The 20,934-nt window shown below is 36.7% G+C and carries 20 protein-coding genes; 11 read left to right on the top strand and 9 right to left on the bottom strand.

Going from position 1 to position 20,934, the window contains the following annotated elements; translation table 11 throughout:
* Positions 1-425 precede the first annotated feature (425 nt).
* Both MKJ01_RS09405 and cphA read right to left on the bottom strand, forming a co-directional pair.
* Positions 426-3,788, bottom strand: coding sequence for a response regulator (locus MKJ01_RS09405; protein WP_241613561.1), 3,363 nt, complete (start codon positions 3,786-3,788; stop codon positions 426-428).
* A gap of 593 nt (positions 3,789-4,381) precedes the next feature.
* Positions 4,382-7,009: a cyanophycin synthetase gene (gene cphA, locus MKJ01_RS09400; RefSeq protein ID WP_241613562.1), complete on the bottom strand. Its 2,628-nt coding sequence runs from the start codon at positions 7,007-7,009 to the stop codon at positions 4,382-4,384.
* A gap of 200 nt (positions 7,010-7,209) precedes the next feature.
* On the opposite strand from cphA, the gene MKJ01_RS09395 reads away from it, so the two are divergent.
* The 3 genes from MKJ01_RS09395 (at position 7,210) to MKJ01_RS09385 (ending at position 9,370) form a co-directional block, all read left to right on the top strand.
* The gene (locus MKJ01_RS09395; protein WP_241632590.1) at positions 7,210-8,097 is read left to right on the top strand and encodes a cyanophycinase; all 888 of its coding nucleotides are present in this window, start codon (positions 7,210-7,212) and stop codon (positions 8,095-8,097) included.
* Positions 8,098-8,159: 62 nt separating this feature from the next.
* A complete protein-coding gene (locus MKJ01_RS09390; protein ID WP_241613565.1) occupies positions 8,160-9,002 on the top strand; it encodes an isoaspartyl peptidase/L-asparaginase in 843 nt (280 codons plus the stop codon).
* A gap of 98 nt (positions 9,003-9,100) precedes the next feature.
* Positions 9,101-9,370, top strand: coding sequence for a hypothetical protein (locus MKJ01_RS09385; RefSeq protein ID WP_241613566.1), 270 nt, complete (start codon positions 9,101-9,103; stop codon positions 9,368-9,370).
* Positions 9,371-9,417: 47 nt separating this feature from the next.
* Here MKJ01_RS09385 and MKJ01_RS09380 read toward each other — a convergent pair whose 3' ends face one another.
* The 7 genes from MKJ01_RS09380 to MKJ01_RS09350 all read right to left on the bottom strand — a co-directional run bounded on the left by MKJ01_RS09380 (position 9,418) and on the right by MKJ01_RS09350 (position 15,390).
* Complete coding sequence (locus MKJ01_RS09380; RefSeq protein ID WP_241613567.1) at positions 9,418-10,218, bottom strand: bifunctional 2-polyprenyl-6-hydroxyphenol methylase/3-demethylubiquinol 3-O-methyltransferase UbiG; 801 nt, start codon at positions 10,216-10,218, stop codon at positions 9,418-9,420.
* A 117-nt stretch (positions 10,219-10,335) separates the two neighbouring features.
* Entirely contained in the window at positions 10,336-11,178 is an 843-nt protein-coding gene (locus MKJ01_RS09375) for a PH domain-containing protein (RefSeq protein ID WP_241613568.1), read from the bottom strand.
* Positions 11,179-11,204: 26 nt separating this feature from the next.
* Complete coding sequence (locus tag MKJ01_RS09370; protein ID WP_241613569.1) at positions 11,205-12,167, bottom strand: PH domain-containing protein; 963 nt, start codon at positions 12,165-12,167, stop codon at positions 11,205-11,207.
* 252 nt (positions 12,168-12,419) lie between these two features.
* Complete coding sequence (locus tag MKJ01_RS09365) at positions 12,420-12,809, bottom strand: hypothetical protein (RefSeq protein ID WP_241613570.1); 390 nt, start codon at positions 12,807-12,809, stop codon at positions 12,420-12,422.
* Positions 12,810-13,087: 278 nt separating this feature from the next.
* Positions 13,088-14,437 (bottom strand): histidine--tRNA ligase, encoded by a 1,350-nt coding sequence (gene hisS, locus MKJ01_RS09360; protein WP_241613571.1) that lies wholly within the window; start codon positions 14,435-14,437, stop codon positions 13,088-13,090.
* Between the two features lie 152 nt (positions 14,438-14,589).
* On the bottom strand, positions 14,590-15,042 hold the full coding sequence (locus MKJ01_RS09355) for an HRDC domain-containing protein (protein WP_241613572.1): 453 nt from the start codon (positions 15,040-15,042) through the stop codon (positions 14,590-14,592).
* Positions 15,043-15,057: 15 nt separating this feature from the next.
* Complete coding sequence (locus MKJ01_RS09350; protein ID WP_241613573.1) at positions 15,058-15,390, bottom strand: single-stranded DNA-binding protein; 333 nt, start codon at positions 15,388-15,390, stop codon at positions 15,058-15,060.
* 202 nt (positions 15,391-15,592) lie between these two features.
* Here MKJ01_RS09350 and MKJ01_RS09345 point away from each other — a divergent pair, with 202 nt between their 5' ends.
* From MKJ01_RS09345 to MKJ01_RS09310, 8 genes are all read left to right on the top strand, one after another.
* Positions 15,593-16,195 (top strand): HPP family protein, encoded by a 603-nt coding sequence (locus tag MKJ01_RS09345; protein ID WP_241613575.1) that lies wholly within the window; start codon positions 15,593-15,595, stop codon positions 16,193-16,195.
* Positions 16,196-16,199: 4 nt separating this feature from the next.
* Positions 16,200-16,544, top strand: coding sequence for a hypothetical protein (locus MKJ01_RS09340; RefSeq protein WP_241613577.1), 345 nt, complete (start codon positions 16,200-16,202; stop codon positions 16,542-16,544).
* Between the two features lie 26 nt (positions 16,545-16,570).
* Positions 16,571-17,476 carry a TIGR01777 family oxidoreductase gene (locus MKJ01_RS09335; protein ID WP_241613578.1) on the top strand — a complete coding sequence of 302 codons (906 nt, stop codon included), beginning with the start codon at positions 16,571-16,573 and terminating at the stop codon, positions 17,474-17,476.
* Between the two features lie 32 nt (positions 17,477-17,508).
* On the top strand, positions 17,509-18,090 hold the full coding sequence (gene nudK / locus MKJ01_RS09330; RefSeq protein WP_241613580.1) for a GDP-mannose pyrophosphatase NudK: 582 nt from the start codon (positions 17,509-17,511) through the stop codon (positions 18,088-18,090).
* A 26-nt stretch (positions 18,091-18,116) separates the two neighbouring features.
* The gene (locus MKJ01_RS09325) at positions 18,117-18,695 is read left to right on the top strand and encodes a hypothetical protein (RefSeq protein ID WP_241613582.1); all 579 of its coding nucleotides are present in this window, start codon (positions 18,117-18,119) and stop codon (positions 18,693-18,695) included.
* A 166-nt stretch (positions 18,696-18,861) separates the two neighbouring features.
* Positions 18,862-19,308, top strand: coding sequence for a KTSC domain-containing protein (locus tag MKJ01_RS09320; protein WP_241613584.1), 447 nt, complete (start codon positions 18,862-18,864; stop codon positions 19,306-19,308).
* A gap of 291 nt (positions 19,309-19,599) precedes the next feature.
* The gene (locus tag MKJ01_RS09315; RefSeq protein WP_241613585.1) at positions 19,600-20,121 is read left to right on the top strand and encodes a hypothetical protein; all 522 of its coding nucleotides are present in this window, start codon (positions 19,600-19,602) and stop codon (positions 20,119-20,121) included.
* 54 nt (positions 20,122-20,175) lie between these two features.
* Positions 20,176-20,931 (top strand): hypothetical protein, encoded by a 756-nt coding sequence (locus tag MKJ01_RS09310; protein ID WP_241613586.1) that lies wholly within the window; start codon positions 20,176-20,178, stop codon positions 20,929-20,931.
* Positions 20,932-20,934: the final 3 nt, after the last annotated feature.

Here is a 20,934-nt window from a genome sequence, read left to right as displayed (position 1 = left end):
TCGGTGCTTGAAAGAATATGGTACAACAAAAAGCCAAGGAAAGAAAATGACAATAACAGTACAAACTAATTGGTAACCCTATTCTATGTGAAACCATTTAATTTCAAAATGCTTAATTAAACAAATCCTTGTTATTCTTTTAATAATAAGTATACAGAGGAAATGGGAATCAAAGTGATATTGCCATAACCATATCTTTAATTCCTGGTATTTCTTTAAGGTTTTTAAAGTAACTTTAAAACCAATTATTTTGAGATTTACCTTATTACTTTCTGTATATCTTTAAGCAATAATTGTTCCTCCTAATCAAATCTTGAAGGTGATAACAGATGGACAAATTTGGTATAGTTTTCAAAGCAAGTACTAATTTTCCATTAGTTTCTTTGTTGTAATCCATTGCATTTTATTTCAGGAAAGAAATTAATTTATCCTTGCCCCTTCATTAAATCTTTAACAATATCTAACCCTATCTTTATTTCCTGTTTTATTTCACTGTTCATCAAAGAAAAATCCATTTCATCTTCATTCATTTTTTCCCATTTCAGAGCACATTCCGAAAGTTTAAAAAGTCCGGCGCTCCCTCCTGTACCTTTTAGCTTGTGAAGAATGATCTTTGTTTCTACCATATTTTTTTCTCCAGCTGCTTTTTCTATATTTTTTTCTGCCTTTTCAAGTTCCTGGATAAGCAGATTGAGAAATATTTCTTTGAAATCATCATCGCCACCAATCTGTTCGTTCAGCATATTCATATCGATGTATTTTTCCAGCTTCATTTCCGATTGGACTTCTGCATAACCCGCATCCATATTGTTATTATTACTTTTATTAACACTAATGTACTTTTTGAGCATTTCCATAAGGTCTGCCTGTCTTAGGGGTTTCGGAAGAAAATCAGTCATACCGGATTCCAGACATTTTTCTTTTTCACCCAATACGTTTCCGGCGGTAACTCCTATGATAGGCGTATTTTCGTATCCAGGCACCATCCGGATCTGCTGGGTTGCCTCTATCCCATTCATTACCGGCATCTGCACATCCATCAGAATAATGGAAAATTGTTTTTCCTTGCATGCTTTCAGGGCTTCCAAACCATTGACTACTTCCGTTAAATGAGCATCGGAGACAATGGAATTCATCATTTTATTATTGAGAACCATATTTACCGGATTATCATCCACCAAAAGAACCTGAAGTTCCGGAGCAAATGAATAAGAATCTTTTTCAGACTGATCCTGAACAATTTTTAATTCATTGTTCTGAGCTACCCTTCGCAGGGTTTTATATAAGTCATCAGATTTAATAGGCTTCAACAGCAAATATGTATTTTCTTTTTCACGAATTGAAGCAATGACGTCTAATTCTTCCGAGGAAGACGACAGTATCATAATGGGAGGATTGACTTTCCGCTGGTTAAAAAGCTCTTTGATTTTATCGATTGTTTCCAATCCAGACATGACCGGCATATAATAATCCATCAGGATTACATCAAACAATTCACCCTTAAACAGGATCTCCAGGGCTTCCATTCCGTTGGCGGCCAGCGTGGATTCGATATTCTTATAGGCAAGCATATGCTGGAGAATAATCCTGTTGTTTTCATTATCATCAACCACCAAAGCTTTTTTAACAGTCATATGATCAACTTCTCCCGCTTCGGAAATTTCGTAAGGAATCTCAATATCAAAGAAAAAGACGGACCCTTTTTCCGGTGCACTGATCAGCGATAAATGGCTTCCCATATACATCAGAATATTATTTGAGATGGTAAGGCCAAGACCTGTTCCTCCATATTTTTTGCTGATTGAACTGTTTTCCTGGGTAAAAGCATTAAAGATAGATTTCTGTTTTTCAACAGGAATACCGATTCCCGTGTCTCTTACAGAAAAGCGAAGGGTAATATTTTTATCATCCATATGCAGCTTTTCCACTTTTAATTCAATCTCACCCTTTTCTGTGAATTTCACAGCATTACTCAAAAGGTTGATCAGGATCTGTTTCAATCTTGATTCGTCAATAAGAAGCGTTTTCGGAAGCCCCGGTTCAATATTCAGAAGAAGCTCGATATTTTTTCTCTGTGACTGATAGAGAATGGCATTAATAACCTGGTTCAACATCTCATAAACATCGCTTTTCTCAATTAAAAGCTCCATCTTCCCGGATTCTATTTTAGAAAAATCCAGTATATCGCTAATGATATTGAGTAAATTCTCCCCCGATTCATTGATATATTTAAGATACTGTGTCTGTATTTCATTCAGCGGTGTCCTCAGGAGAAGGTCCGAAAACCCTATGACTCCGTTTAAAGGAGTACGGATTTCGTGGCTCATATTGGCCAGGAACTCTGATTTTGCCCTGCTTGCCATATCTGCTGTTTCTTTGGCATGTATGAGTTCCTCATTTACCCGTATGGCATTTGTAATATTTTGTACGGAAATAATGATACCTCCGACTTCATTTTCCGTGAGATACCATGGTCCGACTTTAAGGTCATAGTGCTGAGTCTCTTCCTGACCGTCCATCTTTACCGCAAAGTCACCGTTTATGTAGGTTTTACCCAGCAGCGCATTGTTATAGATTTCTTTTCTCTCTTCGGGAACATTCGGAGATACCACGAACAGATTATTCCCGATAAGATCTTTATCATTCATCCTGAATTCTTCCCTCCATTTACTGCTTACGGAAACATAATTAAGATCTTTATCAAACATGGCCAGCGGAATAGGCACGTCGGTTACAAAAGACTGCATCATCGCTTCCTTTCTGCTAATTTCCAGAAACATCTTTTTGAAGGCATCAATATCCTGGATGATTCCAAAAATTCTGGTGCAAACCTCCTCTTCAAATTCCGGAATCCCTTTTACTCTTACCCAGATCATGACGCCGTCAGTACGCACAAGCTGAAGTTCTTCATCAAAAGGAATTCCCTCTGTTAAGGCTCTGTTGAAGAGATATCTCATTCTTTCCCTGCTGTCTTCCTGATAGAATCCGATGGCATTTTCGAAATCCGGTTGGAAATCATCCTGTACTTTATGAATCTCTTTGGTACTCTGAGACCAAAAGAGATTGCCAGTATTCAGGTTGACTTCCCAACCGCCTACCTGAGCTACCGTACTCATTTGCTCAAGAATTTCTTTCGTGTAAAACAGATCTTTTTCTAATTTACTTCGACGGATAAGATCAGATCTTAATTGGATGTAAAAGAAAACGGTAACAGCAATGGCCGCTAAGGCAGAGAAGATGATAAATAAAACGGTCAGTCTGGAAGATCTGTTCAGATCTTTATTTTTTACAGCAAGCTGAACTTCCTCGTATTTTACAAATTCCTGAACCAGCATGCGGCACTTGTCCATAGTGGCTTTATTATGTTCAAGTTCCTTTGGGGTCATTGATATGCCCTTTCTACGTTTCTCAATAAGCAAGGTATTCCCGTCCATCATCATTTCAGAAGTACGCATGAGTTCATTCAGAAGTTTGATCTGATGTTTGTCTTTCAGATTCAACGAATTTATATTAGAAATATATCCAGGATATTTCTTTGTACTTTTGTTGAAGGGCTCAAGAAAACTTTCCTGACCTGTAAGCTGAAATCCCCGGTTTGCCGTTTCAGCATCTAACAAAGTGTTTAAAATATCTTCTACTAAACTTATCGCTTCCTTACTTTTTAGAAAACTTTCCCTGTTGTCCATCTGCTTCTGTATGCTGATATAAGACGCTACAGAACCCGCAATAAGCAGTAATAGAGAAAGCACCACTCCAATCTGGAGATTTAGTATAATTTTTTTTGGCATTTAAATTAATTTAATAATCATGTAAAAAAAGTACATGCTTTAAAACATCAATATTTATTTCATACGGCTTGATCATCCCAAAGCTGATTAACAAACCTGCAACTATTTTTGAGCATCGCAAAATAATAGTATTCCATACGGTTAAATTTATAGAAAATACTTTTCAAAATCGTGAATACCGATTAGAAAATAAATTTTATCGGAGATCATATTATATTCATTGTCATTTTTCAAATTGTTTAAAATTCATTGATGCTTTGATTCAGAAAATCATTAAGATGTAATGTACACATCGTCATAATATAAAAACATTAACATTTGCTAATCACATTTTAAATGTACAATTTTTTTTAATTTTTTATAGACAATACACGTAATTTTTGTTATTACTGTATTAAATCAGCACTGTTAAATCTAAGTCAATAATAAAAAACAACTAAAGTCTTTGCAAACATTAAGATTAAGACTTTTGTCATTTATTTTTTGACGGATAAATACAAAACCCTTCCGTTTTAATAGAAGGGCTTTGTGTTTTAATTCCTCATTACAATATATTCCCGCTCAATCGGTTACGGAAATTATATAATTGCTCATTAAGCTTTATCTTCTTCCAGCAATTCTTTGGTCTGATATTCCTGTACAAGATCGATGGCATTGGAAATAACATCGCTCAGCGCCGTAATGAAAGTACCTTCTTCAGCCATTCCCATGGCATGTTTCAGGGCATCGATTTCTTTAGGGATAATTTCATAGCTGACACTTTTACCTGAAGACTGCATTCCTTCAATGATCAATCCGTTAATTTCATCTTCCGTTCTCCCTCTAAGATGCTTTTCATTTCTGATGATGATATGATCAAACATTCTTCCGGCAATTTTTCCACATTCCATAATGTCACCATCGCGTCGGTCTCCGACTCCGGAGATAATTCCTATTTTCTTCGTGGACTCAACATTTTTAAGATAATCTTCGATTGCTTTATAACCAGAAGGGTTATGAGCAAAATCAATTAATACTTTAAAGTTCTTAAACTTAAAAACATTCAGCCTTCCCGGTGTCAGTTGTGCACTCGGAATAAAAGTTCGCAAAGAATTTGAAATATCTTCAATTCCGAAACCATATAAATAACATGCTAAACTGGCTGCCAGCACATTTTCTATCATAAATTTGGCCTTGCCTTCCATGGTAATCGGAAAATCTTTTGCTTTACCGATCCTGATCTTCCAGTCGCCTTTTTTAATGGTTACAAAACCCTCTTCATACACGCAGGTAATTTTTCCTTCTTTTGCAAATTTCTGGATATGTGGATTGTCTTCATTCATGCTGAAGATGCCAACCTGGCTGTCCAGATCATTCACAATTTTCATAGAATACTCATTGTCTGCATTCAAAATACTCCAACCGCTTTTCTTTACGCTGTCAAGCACAACCCTCTTTACACGTGTAAGATCTTTAAGGTTATGAATGTCATTTAACCCAAGATGGTCTTCCTCAATATTAGTCAAAACACCAATGTCACATTGTGAAAAGCCCAGTCCTGAACGTAAAATTCCGCCTCTGGCCGTTTCCAAAACAGCAAATTCTACAGTCGGGTCTTTCAGAATAAATTCTGCTGACATCGGGCCTGTAGTATCACCTCTGGACAGCATGGTATTCTGGATATAAATTCCGTCTGAGGTGGTAAAACCGACTCTGTAGCCGTTGCTTTTAACAATATGTGAAATCAACCTGGTGGTGGTGGTTTTTCCGTTTGTTCCCGTCACTGCGATAATCGGGATTGTAAACGGTTTCCCCTGCGGATACAGCATATCCACTACCGGTGCCGCCACATTTCTCGGCAATCCTTCGCTTGGAGCGAGATGCATCCTGAATCCGGGTGCAGCATTCACTTCAATAATAGCTCCGCCGCTCTCCTTTAAAGGCTGGGTAAGGTTTTGGGCCATGATATCTATCCCACATACATCAAGACCTATAATTTTCGAAATCCTTTCGGCCATGGTGATGTTTTCCGGATGCACCATATCGGTCACATCTATAGAAGTTCCGCCGGTCGATAAATTCGCTGTGGATTTCAGATAAACCACTTCCCCTTTGTGGGGTACGGTTTCCAGCGTATACTGAAGCTTTTCCAAAAGCTCTGTCGTATCTTTATCTATGGCGATTTCCGTTAAAACATTTTCATGCCCATAACCTCGCCGGGTATCTTTATTTTCTTTTTCGATCAGCTGCTGAAGGTTAAGTTCGCCGTCACCTACCACATGTGCCGGTACCCTTCTTGCTGCAGCTACCATTTTATTGTTGATGACTAAAATCCTGAAATCATAACCCGTAATATATTTTTCAACAATTATTTTTTTAGAATACTGCTGAGCATGCTCAAGTCCTAGTTTTGCAGATTCCCAGTCGTTCACATTAATAGAAGAGCCTTTTCCATGGTTCCCATCCAGCGGCTTGATTACTACCGGATACCCTATTGTTCTCACTACTCTGTCCAGCCCTTCATCATCCATTATAAGGTCACCAACCGGAACCGGAATTGCTGCATCATGAAGCATTCTTTTGGTCAGTTCTTTGTTACAGGCAATGTCTACGGCAATGGAACTTGTTTTTCCCGTGATGGTTGCCTGAAAACGCTGTTGGTTTACACCATATCCTAACTGAACAAGAGAATTATTCCCCAAACGGATCCATGGGATTTTACGGGAAACGGCTTCCTCTACAATACTTCCTGTAGATGGTCCCAAACGAACTCTCTCACGTATTTCTTTTAAGGTTTGTATGCAGGCGTTCAAATCATACTCCTCACCTTGGATTAAAGCTTCTGCAATTTTTACGGCTTCTTCAGCTGCATAAATTCCTGCATTTTCTTCAATATAATTAAATACGACATTATACACGCCCGGAGTCCGGGTTTCACGTGTTCTTCCGAAACCCACTTCCATCCCGGCCAGCGTCTGTATTTCAAGCGCAATATGTTCAATAACATGCCCCATCCAGGTTCCCGTTTCCACACGGTGGAAAAAACCGCCTGCATAACTTTCGGAACACCTGTGGGTATACAGAGAAGGGATCAGCTTTTCTATTCTTTCCCTGAATCCATCTATTTTATTGGTAGGAAAATTTTCCATTTCCTCGAGATCAAGCCTCATCTGTATCAGCTTTTTTCTTCTGATACTCCATATATTAGGGCCGCGCAATGCCTGTATTTTTTCAATTTTCATAGTCTCTGTGCATGTTTAATAGTTAACGATAACTCGATCAGAAATCAAAGATAATGCAAAACCCTAAATGAAACTATACCACGGTTAAACATTTATAAAAAATAACCTTAAAATTTAAACAATTCTAAAATACTCAGACTCATTTAAATTGGTCATGGATTTTTCCACCTCTTAATTATTTTTTAACTTTGCACCCTATGATGAAACCTGTTGGAAAATTAATTGTTATCGGTGGTGCTGTGAACAAGGGCAGTTTTGCTGAAACCGATTTTGATCAGAATATAGAAAAAAATCTGAACTTTTTTGAAAGAGGGATCCTTCGTAAAATCATTAACGAATCAAAACTCAAAGAAGACTCCGTTATTGAAATTATTACGACCGCTTCACAGATTCCTCAGATTGTAGGTTCGGAATATAAAAAAGCATTTGAATTCTTAGGTGCTAAGAATGTTAACGTGCTGGATATCCATAACCGTGAAGAAGCTAACTCCGATGCTATCGTGGCAAGAGCTAATGCGGCGGACGTTGTTATGTTTACCGGCGGTGACCAGCTGAGGTTAACTTCCATTCTCGGGGGAACCCGGTTCCATGATACGATTCTGTTAAAATACCAGGAACAGGATTTTATTTATTCCGGGACTTCTGCCGGAGCAGCTGCCGCTTCTGAAAATATGATTTATCAGGGAAGCAGCTCAGAATCGCTCCTGAAGGGTGAAATTAAAACGACCCAGGGCCTTGGATTAATAGATAATGTTATTATAGATACCCATTTTGTACAGCGGGGAAGAATCGGGAGACTTTTCCAGGCTGTTGTAAACAATCCGAGAACCCTTGGAATCGGTTTAGGGGAAGATACAGGGCTTTTTATCTATAATGATGTGATGACCGCCGTTGGTTCAGGACTGGTGATTTTAGTAGACGGACGGTTCATTAAGGATACCAATCTTACAAACATCAATCTGGGAGAACCTATTTCTATTGATAACCTGACTGTACATGTTATGTCAATGAATGACCATTATGATTTGACGACAAAAACGCTGACCATTGAGAATTCCCAGTATAATCCAATACCGGAAGAAAAATAAATTTTAAAATGATAAACTGTTAGTTAAATAATTTCAGCTACCATCTGTTACAAAATACAATTATGAAAATAATCATCCATGGCGGATTCTTCTCAGAAAGCGATCAAAGCAGCGAAGTAAAAACAGCTAAACAAAATTCTTTAAAAGATATTGTTCAGAAGTCGTTTGAATATTTACAAAACAATTCCGCATTTGATACAGTGGCATATGCCGTTTCTTTGCTTGAGAACGATGAGCTGTATAATGCAGGAATGGGATCACAGATTCAGAGCGATGGAGTCATCAGAATGAGTGCTGCGATTATGGATGGCAGCACCCAGAAAATGAGTGGTGTCATTAATATTGAAGAAGTAAAAAATCCGGTTTTCGTAGCCAGAGAACTGATGAAAGAAGATGACCGTGTTTTGGGAGGTGAAGGTGCCAAAGCCTATGCTGAAGAACATGGTTTTGAAAATTTTTCTACTGAGATCGCTCAAAGAAGGAAGGAATATGAAGAAAAGCTTAAAACCGGCGGAAAAGGAACGGTAGGCTGTGTAGCCATCGATAAGGACGGAAAACTCGCTGTAGCAACCTCTACCGGCGGAAAAGGTTTTGAACTTCCGGGAAGAATTTCCGATTCGGCTACCGTAGCAGGAAATTATGCCAATTCAGACTGTGCCGTAAGCTGTACAGGCGTGGGCGAAGATATTGTAAGCAATGCCACTGCCGCAAAAATAGTAACCAGAGTAACGGACGGGATGTCTTTGGAAAACGCTTTTACCAAAACATTTGATGAATTAAAAACCATTGACGGTTTTGCAGGTGCCATTGCGATTGACAAAGAAGGCCATATCTATCATCAGGATTCTCATCCAACCATGGTTTTTGCCAGTTTTGATGGAGAAAATTTTAAGATATTCAAATAAATTTAACATTATTTTATAAGTCGCTTTATTTTTTTGGCACACATTTTACATGATTGTTAGTAACAAATTTTAATATTAACATTTAAAGAATAAAAATCATGGGAAATAAAACAAAAGGCTTATTAGCATTGGTTGGTTTAGGAGCATTAGCATATTGGAAATACAAAAATTCATCTGATGAAGAAAAGCAAATGGTGAAAGATAAAATCAACACAGCGAAAGATAATTTTAATAAATGGGGGAATGATCTTAAAGATAAAGCTAACAATGTAGCTTCTCAAGTACAAGATAAAGCAAGCAGCGTAGCTTCTCAAGTGAAAGATCAGGCGGAAGATGTAGAAAATCAGGCACAGCAGGCTGTTAATTAAAAGAATAATTTATTTTAACATTCATATACAGAAAGTCATCACAGTTTTTAATTGTGATGACTTTTTTGTGCCTGCAATGAATACACCATCGGGATTTTATTTCCGAATGCAGCGATCCTCCACTTGCCCTTTTCAAATTCCTCAACATGACGGAAACAGGGATAAGGAGACCAATTGAATTCGCTGAATTTATTTATACTGAGTCCGTTTTCCAATAAACTCTGTACTACTTCAGAAAGAGCATGATTCCACATCACATACTCCTGAACAATAGCTGAGGACTGATCGGCATAAGTGCCTTCATATGTTTCTACAATCGGCTTTTCATTAAAATAACTGTATTTTATCTGTTCAAAATCATCATCAAACATCCAGATTACCGGATGAAATTCAGCCATTACAAACTTCCCTTCCGGTTTGAGGAAATGATTTATAATTCCTGCCCATTTATTCAGATCAGGAAGCCAGCCGATGGTTCCGTAGCTTGTAAAAACATAATCGAACTTCTTATCAAGAAACTCAGGAAGGCTGTATACATCAGTACAGATGAATTGTGTATCTGTTCCCACTTTTATAGCAAGTTCTCTCGCTGCATCGATGGATTTGTCTGATAAATCAATCCCGGTGACTTCGGCTCCCATTCTTGACAGTGAAATGGAATCCTGGCCGAAATGGCATTGAAGATGAAGAATCGATTTTCCCTTTATTTCTCCCAAAAGTCCAAGTTCAATCGAATTCAGAGAAGTTCTGCCTTTTACGAACTCATCTACAAAATAGAAATCTGATTTCAGGTGAGTATCCACCTTGGCATTCCAGGAATTTTTATTGATATCTAAATAGTTTTCCATGGTTTAGTTGTATTTATGTTTTATTAGTTAATAGTTATTAAAAATATTCAGCTGCAAGTTTGACCTGTCTCTAACTTTTTGCTTTGGATTCTTTTACATCTTTACATTAATCCGTATCTATAATTTCTCTAAGAACTTTTTCTTTTGTAATGTGAACTCTTCTTCTGTCAAAATTCCGTTTTCCCTTAACATGGCAAGCTTTTCAAGTTGCTCAAAAACGGAATCTTCTGTAAGAACTTTTTCTTTATTTGCCTGTTGGTTTTCGGAAGTTTCTTTGTTATAGATTTTTTTAATAAAATCATAGAAAACCTGTGCATCATCTTTATCGAAAAAACATTCGAATTCCACCGCTTTTTCTTCTGTATGAATAATGATGACAGGAGATATGAAATGATTTCTGAAATTTACTCCCGTGATAGTTTCATTGGGATAATCATGCACTTTCAGTACTCCGAACATGGCTTTTGATACGGAGACAATCCTTTTTGGGGTAACCAGTAAAATCCCGGCATCTACCGTTCTTAGAAACTGGGCATCCGTGACAGCGAGTATCGGTTCATCAGCAGCAAGAATATAAGGCAACTCTTTAATTTCTCCTTTCGTAAAAACAGAAAGGTTGGCTTTCGCCTGTTTGAGCTGAGCTTTTATTTCCCTTAGTCTCCTTTTATAAAATTCACGAGGCAGTCTTTCCGTTTCAGTATGCACAGTTACAGAAAGTCCATCTGCTTGGAGTAATTCATCAGTTTTATCCTCGCTTTTTATTAAATTGCCGCTTTGTATAAGGTTTTTAATATCATCAATACTGAAATGATGAAGGTCAGACAACAGTGCCTGGTTGATATTGCTGGCTTTCTCCAGGCATGTATTGCAGAGGACATTTCCATCTGAAAGTCTGTTTTCACCCAGCATCTGGTCTATTGATGTCAGTTTCTTTCCGCACAATCCGCAATGATCATTCATATCTGTATGTTTAAATCTGAATTATTTTAAAGCCTTTCCAGTAATTTCTTTTTCTGTTCGGCAAACTCTTGTTCTGTAAGAATTCCTGTTTCACGCAGCTTTCCAAGTTTCTCCAGTTGCTCAAAGATAATCTCAGGAGATTCTTTTTTGACTTCTGAATTTTGTGCAGCAGGTGTCAGAGTATTCTGAGGAAATACAGACTCTGAAACCGGAAGATTGTATATATTGAAAGAAGTAGCCTGAATTTGTTGTTGTTGTTGTTGTTGTTGTTGTTGTTGTTGTTGTTGTTGTTTATCCGACCGGTTTGCTGATCCGCTGATATATGCATTTACCGCATTACAAAAATTCCTTGCATCATTTTTATTATGCAGCTTGAATTCTGCACAGCTACCGCTTTTGGTATATATTTTAAGAGTTGAATACAGAAGACTTTCAATATGTTCAACAGATGCAATATTCTGGTAAAGATATTCGTTCTGCTGTATATTCCCAAAGAATTTTTTATCGATGAACACTACTCTTTTCTGACTGGCAAAAATAAGTCCTTCCACTTTATCCGGTACGGTTAATCCTTCTGCGATAGCCGTCAGTTTTTCATTTTCGTCAAGAACATTAACCAGTTCTTTTACTTCTGCATCTACAAAAACACTGAGTCTTGCATTAAGTGCCACGATCTGATCCTGAATTATATCCAGCCGGGTTACGGCACCGCCAAATCCGAAACTCTGTGTTTGGTTTTGAGCATCTTTAAATTCAGATCCCTGTGAAATGGTAGGCTTATCAAATTCACCTATTTTCCCCTGAAGAATAATTCCGCGGATCTCAGGAAGAAATAATTGTCCGAGATTATCGACAATATCTTTATTAATATCAGTAGCCTCGTTTAGGCATTTGTTGCACAAGAAATGACCGTCTGCCAGCCTATTGCCACCTAAAAGCGTATCCAGAGATGTTAAGGGTGCTCCGCACAATCCACAAATATTGTTCATCCGGTTTTATATTTTATAATTTGAATTAATTGTTTAAAATTACATTAATCCAAATTACGAATTTATATTAAATATATCTCTCTGGATAAATACTCTATATTTTCACAAAACCCGATAGTCTGTTTAAAATGTAACTGTAAGCGTTCAAATTCATTAGATTAGATTTTATTGCATTTCTATCTGCGTAATCAATTATAACTTAATTTAACCACTTTCTCAGTTATTTCTTGGAGCGATTTTTTAAATCATACATTAAATTTTAGACTTAATAAAGTCTGCAAAGTCCTCAATTGTATAATTTTCTTTTCTCAATTTTTCAATGACTTCAGGATCATTATTGGTCACTTCTAATATTTTCTTAGTATCAACTAAAAAAGCATTTGCATCTTTAGGACGGGATCTCGTTACATTTGGATTTTCAAAATCAACTAATAGAATTTTGAACTTTTCTCCGTTTTTATTTTTCCAGCTGCTTCTTGGTCTGATATTTAAAGCTGCCCCAACTAGTCCGCCACCATAAGGATTATTAGATCCGAATATTTTTCCATCCTTTTTTTCATTGATAAAAATCACCCAGTATCTTTTACTTACAATATCAGCTTTAACATAGAAATCACTATAAATGTAAGCAGCATTCCACATACTGAAGTAATAGTCATCATTAAATTTTATCGCCCAACTAAAGTTTTCAGGCTTAGCCTTTTCATCAGAATCTTTGTATCTGAACTTACCGACTTTGAAATATTTATCTGTAGCAATTTTTACTTCGCCTTTTACTTTTGATTTTACAGAGGTAGAATTTAGATAGTTATTTAACCGTAGTAGAATTCAAAATTATCAATATCCTGATTGGTTTGCGTGAAATATAGATTAAACAGCATCACACCGGCTAATAATAAAGTTTTTTTCATCATATTTATTTAATTAAGAAACTCTTCCAGAGAAACCGTTTTCTGCGCTCCGGCTTCAAGATTTTTATAGGTAACTGTTTTATTTTTAATTTCTTCTTCTCCTAGAAATACAAGATTCTTTATGCCTTTCTTTTCAGCGTAGGTAAACTGTTTCCCGATCTTGACATTTTCAGGATACATCTCTGCAGAAATACCTTTTTCCCTTAACTGTCTGATTAATTTTAATGCTTCCAGAGATTCATCACCTCCGAAATTTGCAAACAGATATTCAATATGGGAAGCGGCTTCCTGAGGGAATAGTCCAAGCTCCTCCATCACCAAGTAAATTCTGTCGAGACCGAAAGAAATCCCGATTCCCGGAATATTCTTAACCCCGAAAACTTCTGTAAGGTTATCATATCTTCCGCCACCACCGATGGAGCCCATCTGGACATTGTTTGCTTTCACTTCAAAAATTGCTCCTGTGTAATAATCCAGTCCTCTCGCCAATGTAATATCAAAAACAAGATTTTTAACCTCTACACCGAGTTCTAAAGACCGTGTAATCACCAATTCCAATTCCTGTACACCTTTTAATCCGGTTTCATTGCCTGTAAATTTTTCTTTCAGCTGCAGAAGATTTTCTAAAGCATCATCAGACTGTGTAAACAGGAAATCCAGCTTGTCAATAGATTCCTGGGCAATTTCTCTTTCCAGTAATTCTTTTACCACACCTTCTTTCCCGATTTTATCAAGCTTATCAAGTGCCACCGTAAAATCAATTAACTGATCTTTAATGCCTGCATACTCTGCCAGGCCTGAAAGGATTTTCCGGTTATTGATATGAATCGTAACACCAACTCCAAGGTCTGTAAATGATTTTATATACAGCTGTACCAGATCAACTTCCTGCAAAAGGCTTTCGCTTCCTACAACATCGGCATCACACTGGTAAAATTCCCTGAATCTTCCTTTCTGCGGACGGTCTGCTCTCCAAACCGGCTGGATCTGGTAGCGTTTAAAAGGAAAAGTCAGTTGATTATGGTTCATGGCCACGAATCTTGCAAAAGGTACGGTAAGGTCGTAGCGGAGGGCTTTATCTGAAATCTGAGAGGTTAATTTCTGATGACTTTTACCTTCCCAATCTTCCTGGTTTACCTTCGATGTATAATCTCCTGAATTTAAAATTTTAAAGATCAGACGGTCCCCTTCTTCTCCGTACTTTCCCGTTAATGTAGAAAGATTTTCAAAGCTTGGAGTTTCCAGCGGCTGGAATCCGAATAATTCAAAGTTTCTTTGTAAAACATTGATGATAAACCGTCTTCTTGAAACTTCCAATGCGGTGAAATCTCTTGTTCCTTTTGCTAAACCTGGTTTCATTGTATAATTAAATAGGTGATAATTAATATTAATAAGAGTGCAAAAATAAGCAATTGAAAAGACTTTTACTAAAGATACAGCACATTAGAAAGCTGAAAGAAATTAACCTTTCAGCTTTCATCATATTGATCCCCTTCATTTGTGTTTTAGAATCAAATACTTTCCACGATTTCCAGAATTTCTTCGCCGTAGTTTTCTATTTTATGCTTACCGAAGCCTTTAATGTCCAGCAATTCTTCTTTCTTCGCCGGCCTGTATTTGGCCACAGAAGAAAGTTCTTTATTGGTGGCTATAAAATAGGTGGGCAGATTCTGCTCCCTGGCTTTTTCTGATCTCCAGAGCTTCAGGGCATCAAGAATCTTTTCTTCATCAGCATTTAAGGCATCATCATCTGCTGAATACTTTACATGCTTTGCTTCTTTTACCATGTTGGGACTGACTTTCAATTCTTCAAAATACAGGACAACAGACCAATAATTTTCATCGTTGACAAAAGCAGTTTCCACTTTTATAATTTCTTTGGATTCCAAAAAGGCATCCAATGCCTTCTGATCCTCATGAAGGAATTCTTTTGATAACCTGATTTTAAATATTTTTACTTTCATGATGTGTGTTTTTAATTATTTACTTCCTAAAAGCAGGATTTCGTCTACCCTGATTTCTGTGATATACCGTTTTACTCCATCTTTATCATCATAAGACCGGTAAGTCAGTTTCCCTTCAACGGCAATTTCTTTTCCTTTTGTAACATATTTCTGAAAGATCTCTGCTGTTTTCCCGAAAGCCATGAGGCTGTGCCATTGCGTTTCTTCTACTTTTTCACCTTTTGCGTTGGTGTAATAATCGCTGGTCGCTAAAGATACACTTGCTTTTAATGTTCCGTTATCGAAGTTCATGGTTTCAACTTCTTTTCCTGTGTAACCTACTAATGTTACTTTGTTTCTTAGTGACATAATTTTTTATTTTAAAAGTTAATATTTAGATCAGAGACGTTCACTGCTTTCTCAAATCTCTGGGACAAAGGTTGGGGAAAACGAATACTTAAATCGGTAGAAAATTATTTAAATCCGTTTGTAGTCGTTTAAAAACGAATATTCATTTTATTAAAAGTTGCAAGCCATTTGAAAACGGATAATTATGTATCTTTGATATCAAATGAAGAAAACGATAAAAAGAACATTCCGCGTATCAAAATATGTAATGTACCGTGAAACAATGGTAGATTATAAAGAAAAGTTCTGGTCATTTCTCGGCGCTTTTTTCGGAATCGGGATTATTGCATTTATGCAGTCTCATTCTTTATCTGCAACAGAAAATATTTTTCTGATCGGTTCTTTCGGTGCTTCCAGTGTTCTGATATACGGAGCCATTCAGAGTCCGCTGGCACAACCCAGAAACCTGGTGGGAGGACACGTTATTTCTGCGTTGGTAGGCGTTACGGTTTATAAGATCGTTCCCGATATCATCTGGCTTTCTGCTCCTTTGGCGGTAGCCTTTTCCATTGTCCTGATGCAGTACACCAAAACACTGCATCCGCCAGGTGGTGCAACAGCCCTTATCGCGGTAAGCTCAACAGGAAAAATTCCAGAATTAGGATATGGATACGTATTATCTCCTGTACTTACCGGTTGTCTTATTTTATTAATTGTAGCACTGGTTTTCAACAACATCACATCAAACAGAAAATATCCTGCTCAGACCGTGTTCAGAAAACCGCTCAGAAAAAAACATAACCATTTACACAAATTGAAAAAATAAAAAAATGGACTGTCTAGAATGCGGCGAAAAAATTATCGGAAGATCAGACAAAAAATTTTGTAATGATGCCTGCCGTAATGCCTATAACAATAAACAAAACAAAGATTCCAGCAATCTGATGCGCAATGTGAACAATAAGCTGCGCAAAAACTACAGGATCTTAACCGAAGTAAACACGGAAGGCAAAACCAAAGTGACCCGGGCTAAGCTTGACGGGTTAGGTTTTGATTTTGAATTTTTCACGAATTTAAAGGTTTATAAAAACGGTTCTGAATATAAATTCATCTATGACTATGGATATAAGCTTCTGGATGAAGATTTTGTACTGATTGTAAAAAAACAGGAATAAACTATACCTTAAGTTAGCCAATTGATATGAAGGAAATTATTCTGATTACCGGTGCCGGCGGGCTGATTGCCCGTGAACTTTCAAAACAACTTGAAAACGAATATACCGTACGATTCCTGACGAGGAATAAGAAACGGGAAAATGAATTTGTATGGGATATCAGCAAATTATATATCGATGACAAAGCCTTAGACAATGTTTCTCATGTTATCCATCTGGCAGGAGCCAATATTTCTGAAAAACGGTGGACGGATGAAAGAAAAAAAGAATTGATTTCCAGTCGGGTAGATTCTGCTCAATTGATTTTAAAAACCTTACAAAAAAACAACCGTACGCTGAAATCCTTTATTTCAGCATCAGGAATTAATTATTACGGAACTGAAACCACTGAGAAAATTTTCACGGAAAAAGATAGTCCCGGAAACGATTTCTTAAGTGAAGTTGTTATACTTTGGGAAAAAGCGGCTGATGAATTTAAACAAAAGCATGTTGCAGAACGGGTGATTAAATTGAGGACTGCAGTGGTTCTTTCTGAAAAGGACGGAGCCTTAAAAAAAATGCTTCCAACCATCAAAATGGGAATCGGCTCTCCACTCGGAAGCGGAAAGCAATATATGCCGTGGATTCACATCAAAGACATATGTTCGATGTATGAATTCGCAATAAAAAATTCTGATATCGACGGAGCTTTCAACGCCGTTGCGCCGGAACATACCACCAATAAAATTCTAACCGAAAAGATTGCAGAAGTACTCAAAAAACCGCTGTTTATGCCGAATGTCCCGGCCTTCATTTTGAAATTGCTGTTTGGTGAACTGTCCGTTGCGGTACTTGAAGGTTCAAGGGCTTCCTCCGAAAAAATAAGACAGACAGGTTTCCGGTTTGAGTTCCCCGAACTGAAAGAAGCGCTGAAAGATTTACTGAAAAAATAATTTAAATATAACTCAAAAAGATTGTGAAATCTATGCAGGATACAAACGTACATATTGAAAAAACAGAAATATTGTCTGATAACTGGTATACTTTAAAAAAGGTAACTTTCACACTTCATAAAAAAGACGGAACGAAGGAGGAGCAAAGCCGTGAAGCCTATGACAGAGGAAACGGAGCTGTTATTTTACTGTATAATAAAAACACTAATGAAGTTGTTTTGACCCGGCAGTTCAGATTACCGACTTTCATTAACGGAAATCCGACAGGAATGATGATTGAAGCCTGTGCCGGACTTTTAGATAATGACAATCCTGAAGACTGTATCAGAAGAGAAACGGAAGAAGAAACCGGATATAAAATTTCGCATGTTGAAAAAATATTTGAAGCCTATATGTCGCCAGGATCTGTTACGGAAATTCTTCACTTTTTTATCGCTGAATATTCAACCGAAATGAAAATAACAGAAGGCGGTGGGCTTGCCGATGAAGGGGAAAATATTGAAGTCATGGAAATACCTTTTGATGACGCCCTGATCATGATTGATTCCGGGGAAATTAAAGATGCAAAAACCATTATGCTGCTGCAATATCTGAGACTTAAAAACGTTTTATAGACAAGCTATTTTAAACCAAAAAAAATATGAAACTTTTATATACCTTAAGCCTTTCATTGCTTTTATCAGCTTCTGTTTACGCACAGAAGACAGAAAAATCAGGCCCAAAAGACAAAGCCGTTGTTGAACATTTTAAAAATGATTATAAAAAGAAAAACTACAAAAAATTTACAGGCACGATAACGGTTAGTACCAATCAGGTTTCGTTTGATAATAAAGTTATTTTTCATGATAAATCTGACAAAATCACGACCTTGCTTTTGAAAGAAGGGCTTGTTTATCCACAGCTTCTTACCGATTATCAGGTTGATAAATTTGAAAATGAAGACAGCGACCGGACCCAGAAGAGATTTGCGAAACTGCAGAAAAACTGGAAAGATTCTTTTGAAGTCAATAATATTAAGTTAAGCAATTCTTCGGAACTCTCTTTTTTGAGTTCAGATCCTACCATAAAACGGTTTAAAGTGTTGTGCAAAGACCCGAAATTCCCGAATATGATGGTCTATTATTTTGAGCTCACTAATAAAAAAGGTGACAAGAACACATCTCTGGAAGACTTCATCAAAAATTCCAAACTTACCCATATCTACCAAAAGACTGAATAATATTTACATAAACCGAATCAATAGATTCGGTTTTTTTAAAATACATCCATACTATTTAACAATAAAATTACCCCTTTTTAAAGCATCAAATAAATTAATAATCAAAAACTTACGGTTTTTCAATTTAAAAGCTTAATTTTGCACCCCGAAATAAGGATCCATTATTATGAAAAGAGTTGGCGAACACAGAAAACTTCTTGGGGTAGACCATACCGCTACATTAAAAGACCTAAAAACCATTTACAGAAATGCGATGAAAGATACGCATCCTGATAAATTTGTAAATGATGAGGAAGGTCAGCTGGAAGCGGAAGAAAAAAGCAAATCTATTATCGAAGCCTATCATTTTCTGGTAAGCATTAACCCGGAAACGCAGGAAAAATATAAAGAAGAATACACGGAAACCATTACCACCTCCATTATTACCGATTTCTATCTGGAAAAGCAGATTCTGAAAGTTCAGCATCTGAATGGGAAGATGTTTGAATACATCGGGGTTCCAAGGAATGTATATATCAAAATGGTAAATTCCGATTCGGCAAGCCGTTTTGCAAGAAGACATATTTACGGAAAGTTCATCTACAGAAAATCCGGTGAGGTAATGGCAGATTAAATTCTTTTCTATAGTATACATGACAAGGCTTTCGGTTGGTTCCGGAAGTCTTTTTTATTATCCACTAGTTTTGAAACTTTAAATCCTTTAATTTTTATTCTCACATATTAGCGCGATTACACAGATCTGAATACCAATTAAAACTCCTGCTAAATCTACAATCGTATGTTCGGAATAAGATTAAATTGTTACAACATTGTAAAGTTATTATTCTTAAATAAGCTCATAAAATAATTTCAGTATTGATTACAATTTCCCTGATATGCTTATATTCGTATTCATTCAATTCACATGATTCATTATTTCAATTCCATCTGCGAATTCAGACAGGTTAATCCTGTGATTAAAGGGCATTCTTTAAAGGTTTCTGATCCGGCTTTAGGAAATATCCGCGATACCCTTCTGGATTTTAAAACCCAACTTGAAAATCGGTATCCAAGCTTCAGAGATATTGAACTTTCCATGAAAATCTCCAAAGGCTTCAGCAATTTCCCGAATGTCCTCTATGCCTGTATTTTGCCGCCCGGGCAGGCAGTTCCCAATGGAATTTATACCGCAATATGCTTTGACATTCTGGGAAGATGTGCATTGGCGGGATGTGTTGAATCTAAGATTACATCAAAAGGCTTACCCACCGTTAAAAGAACAAAATCCCCAAAGATTGATGTAGACGGAGCCAGTGAGCGAACGAAATACAACAGTGTTTTTGTGAATCCAAAAGAATTTTATTATCCTTTGGAAAACAGTCACGAACTGGATCAGCATATCACAGAGTCTTTAAACCTATGTTTTGAATATCTTAAGCTATCCTGATTTAATCAACTTTAAAGAAAGAAAACATTCAGACAATATTTAAACAAGCCACAAATGAATATAAAAGTTATAGAAGACAGAGAATATATCCGTTCTATTTTAAACCTGTATCCATTCTACCTTGACAGCAATATTAAAGATGGCTGTATCTCTGTGCAGAGTGCTTATGCCGGGGAAGTCCGGATGGGACCTCCTTTTTATCTGGTTGCAGTACTAAACAATCAGAAGGAAATTTTTAAGGATGCTATCTACGGAGGAGAAATTTTCTGCCATAATATTTTGTCTAAAAAGTATAACCGTCTTATTCTTGTGAAATGGTTCTCAGAAGTTAATCCCTATGAACAGGTAATTTCAAGCATAGATCTGATCAGCGGAAAAGAATTTTTTTTGACTGGAAAAGACCGCTATTTCAATGCAGGACATTTTGATTCTTTTGATGGTATTTTTTATTCGAAACCAGGAACTACAGACACATTTTGTAAAAATCTAGAAACCAATGAAACATTTATGCTGGAAGAAACTTTAAACAAAGATATTAACCATTTTTTTTCATGGGGACTTTCTCCGCTGAAAGATACTATTACGGTAATAACAAAAGAGAAAAAAAACAACGTAATTATTTATAATCTTAAAAACAAAAAGATAGAATCTGCATGCACAATGGATTTTGATATTTCTGAAAACGGCAAAATATCCTGCTTTCTTGACAAGGAAAATGATATGGTACTGATCGAGCTTAGCGATTATCGCCTGAAGGCAAACAGAAGAATCGTTAATGAAAGAAAAGACTATAAAATCCTGAAATTCTAAGAG

It is taken from the genome of Chryseobacterium sp. SSA4.19 (assembly GCF_022601875.1).
Classification (GTDB): domain Bacteria; phylum Bacteroidota; class Bacteroidia; order Flavobacteriales; family Weeksellaceae; genus Chryseobacterium.
The sequence above is the reverse complement of the archived record's forward strand: the minus strand, read 5'-3'. Positions and strand labels throughout refer to the sequence as shown.

Excerpts from the sequence above, each read along its gene's own strand:
- hisS (WP_241613571.1), bottom strand. The coding sequence starts at position 14,437 with ATGAAACCAGGTTTAGCAAAAGGAACAAGAGATTTCACCGCATTGGAA.
- MKJ01_RS09395 (WP_241632590.1), top strand. The coding sequence starts at position 7,210 with ATGAAACCTGTTGGAAAATTAATTGTTATCGGTGGTGCTGTGAACAAG.
- MKJ01_RS09325 (WP_241613582.1), top strand. The coding sequence starts at position 18,117 with ATGAAACTTTTATATACCTTAAGCCTTTCATTGCTTTTATCAGCTTCT.
- MKJ01_RS09350 (WP_241613573.1), bottom strand. The coding sequence starts at position 15,390 with ATGTCACTAAGAAACAAAGTAACATTAGTAGGTTACACAGGAAAAGAA.
- MKJ01_RS09370 (WP_241613569.1), bottom strand. The coding sequence starts at position 12,167 with ATGAACAATATTTGTGGATTGTGCGGAGCACCCTTAACATCTCTGGAT.
- nudK (WP_241613580.1), top strand. The coding sequence starts at position 17,509 with ATGCAGGATACAAACGTACATATTGAAAAAACAGAAATATTGTCTGAT.
- MKJ01_RS09345 (WP_241613575.1), top strand. The coding sequence starts at position 15,593 with ATGAAGAAAACGATAAAAAGAACATTCCGCGTATCAAAATATGTAATG.
- MKJ01_RS09405 (WP_241613561.1), bottom strand. The coding sequence starts at position 3,788 with ATGCCAAAAAAAATTATACTAAATCTCCAGATTGGAGTGGTGCTTTCT.
- cphA (WP_241613562.1), bottom strand. The coding sequence starts at position 7,009 with ATGAAAATTGAAAAAATACAGGCATTGCGCGGCCCTAATATATGGAGT.
- MKJ01_RS09380 (WP_241613567.1), bottom strand. The coding sequence starts at position 10,218 with ATGGAAAACTATTTAGATATCAATAAAAATTCCTGGAATGCCAAGGTG.
- MKJ01_RS09335 (WP_241613578.1), top strand. The coding sequence starts at position 16,571 with ATGAAGGAAATTATTCTGATTACCGGTGCCGGCGGGCTGATTGCCCGT.
- MKJ01_RS09355 (WP_241613572.1), bottom strand. The coding sequence starts at position 15,042 with ATGAAAGTAAAAATATTTAAAATCAGGTTATCAAAAGAATTCCTTCAT.
- MKJ01_RS09315 (WP_241613585.1), top strand. The coding sequence starts at position 19,600 with ATGATTCATTATTTCAATTCCATCTGCGAATTCAGACAGGTTAATCCT.
- MKJ01_RS09365 (WP_241613570.1), bottom strand. The coding sequence starts at position 12,809 with ATGTGGAATGCTGCTTACATTTATAGTGATTTCTATGTTAAAGCTGAT.
- MKJ01_RS09310 (WP_241613586.1), top strand. The coding sequence starts at position 20,176 with ATGAATATAAAAGTTATAGAAGACAGAGAATATATCCGTTCTATTTTA.
- MKJ01_RS09375 (WP_241613568.1), bottom strand. The coding sequence starts at position 11,178 with ATGAATGATCATTGCGGATTGTGCGGAAAGAAACTGACATCAATAGAC.
- MKJ01_RS09390 (WP_241613565.1), top strand. The coding sequence starts at position 8,160 with ATGAAAATAATCATCCATGGCGGATTCTTCTCAGAAAGCGATCAAAGC.
- MKJ01_RS09340 (WP_241613577.1), top strand. The coding sequence starts at position 16,200 with ATGGACTGTCTAGAATGCGGCGAAAAAATTATCGGAAGATCAGACAAA.
- MKJ01_RS09385 (WP_241613566.1), top strand. The coding sequence starts at position 9,101 with ATGGGAAATAAAACAAAAGGCTTATTAGCATTGGTTGGTTTAGGAGCA.
- MKJ01_RS09320 (WP_241613584.1), top strand. The coding sequence starts at position 18,862 with ATGAAAAGAGTTGGCGAACACAGAAAACTTCTTGGGGTAGACCATACC.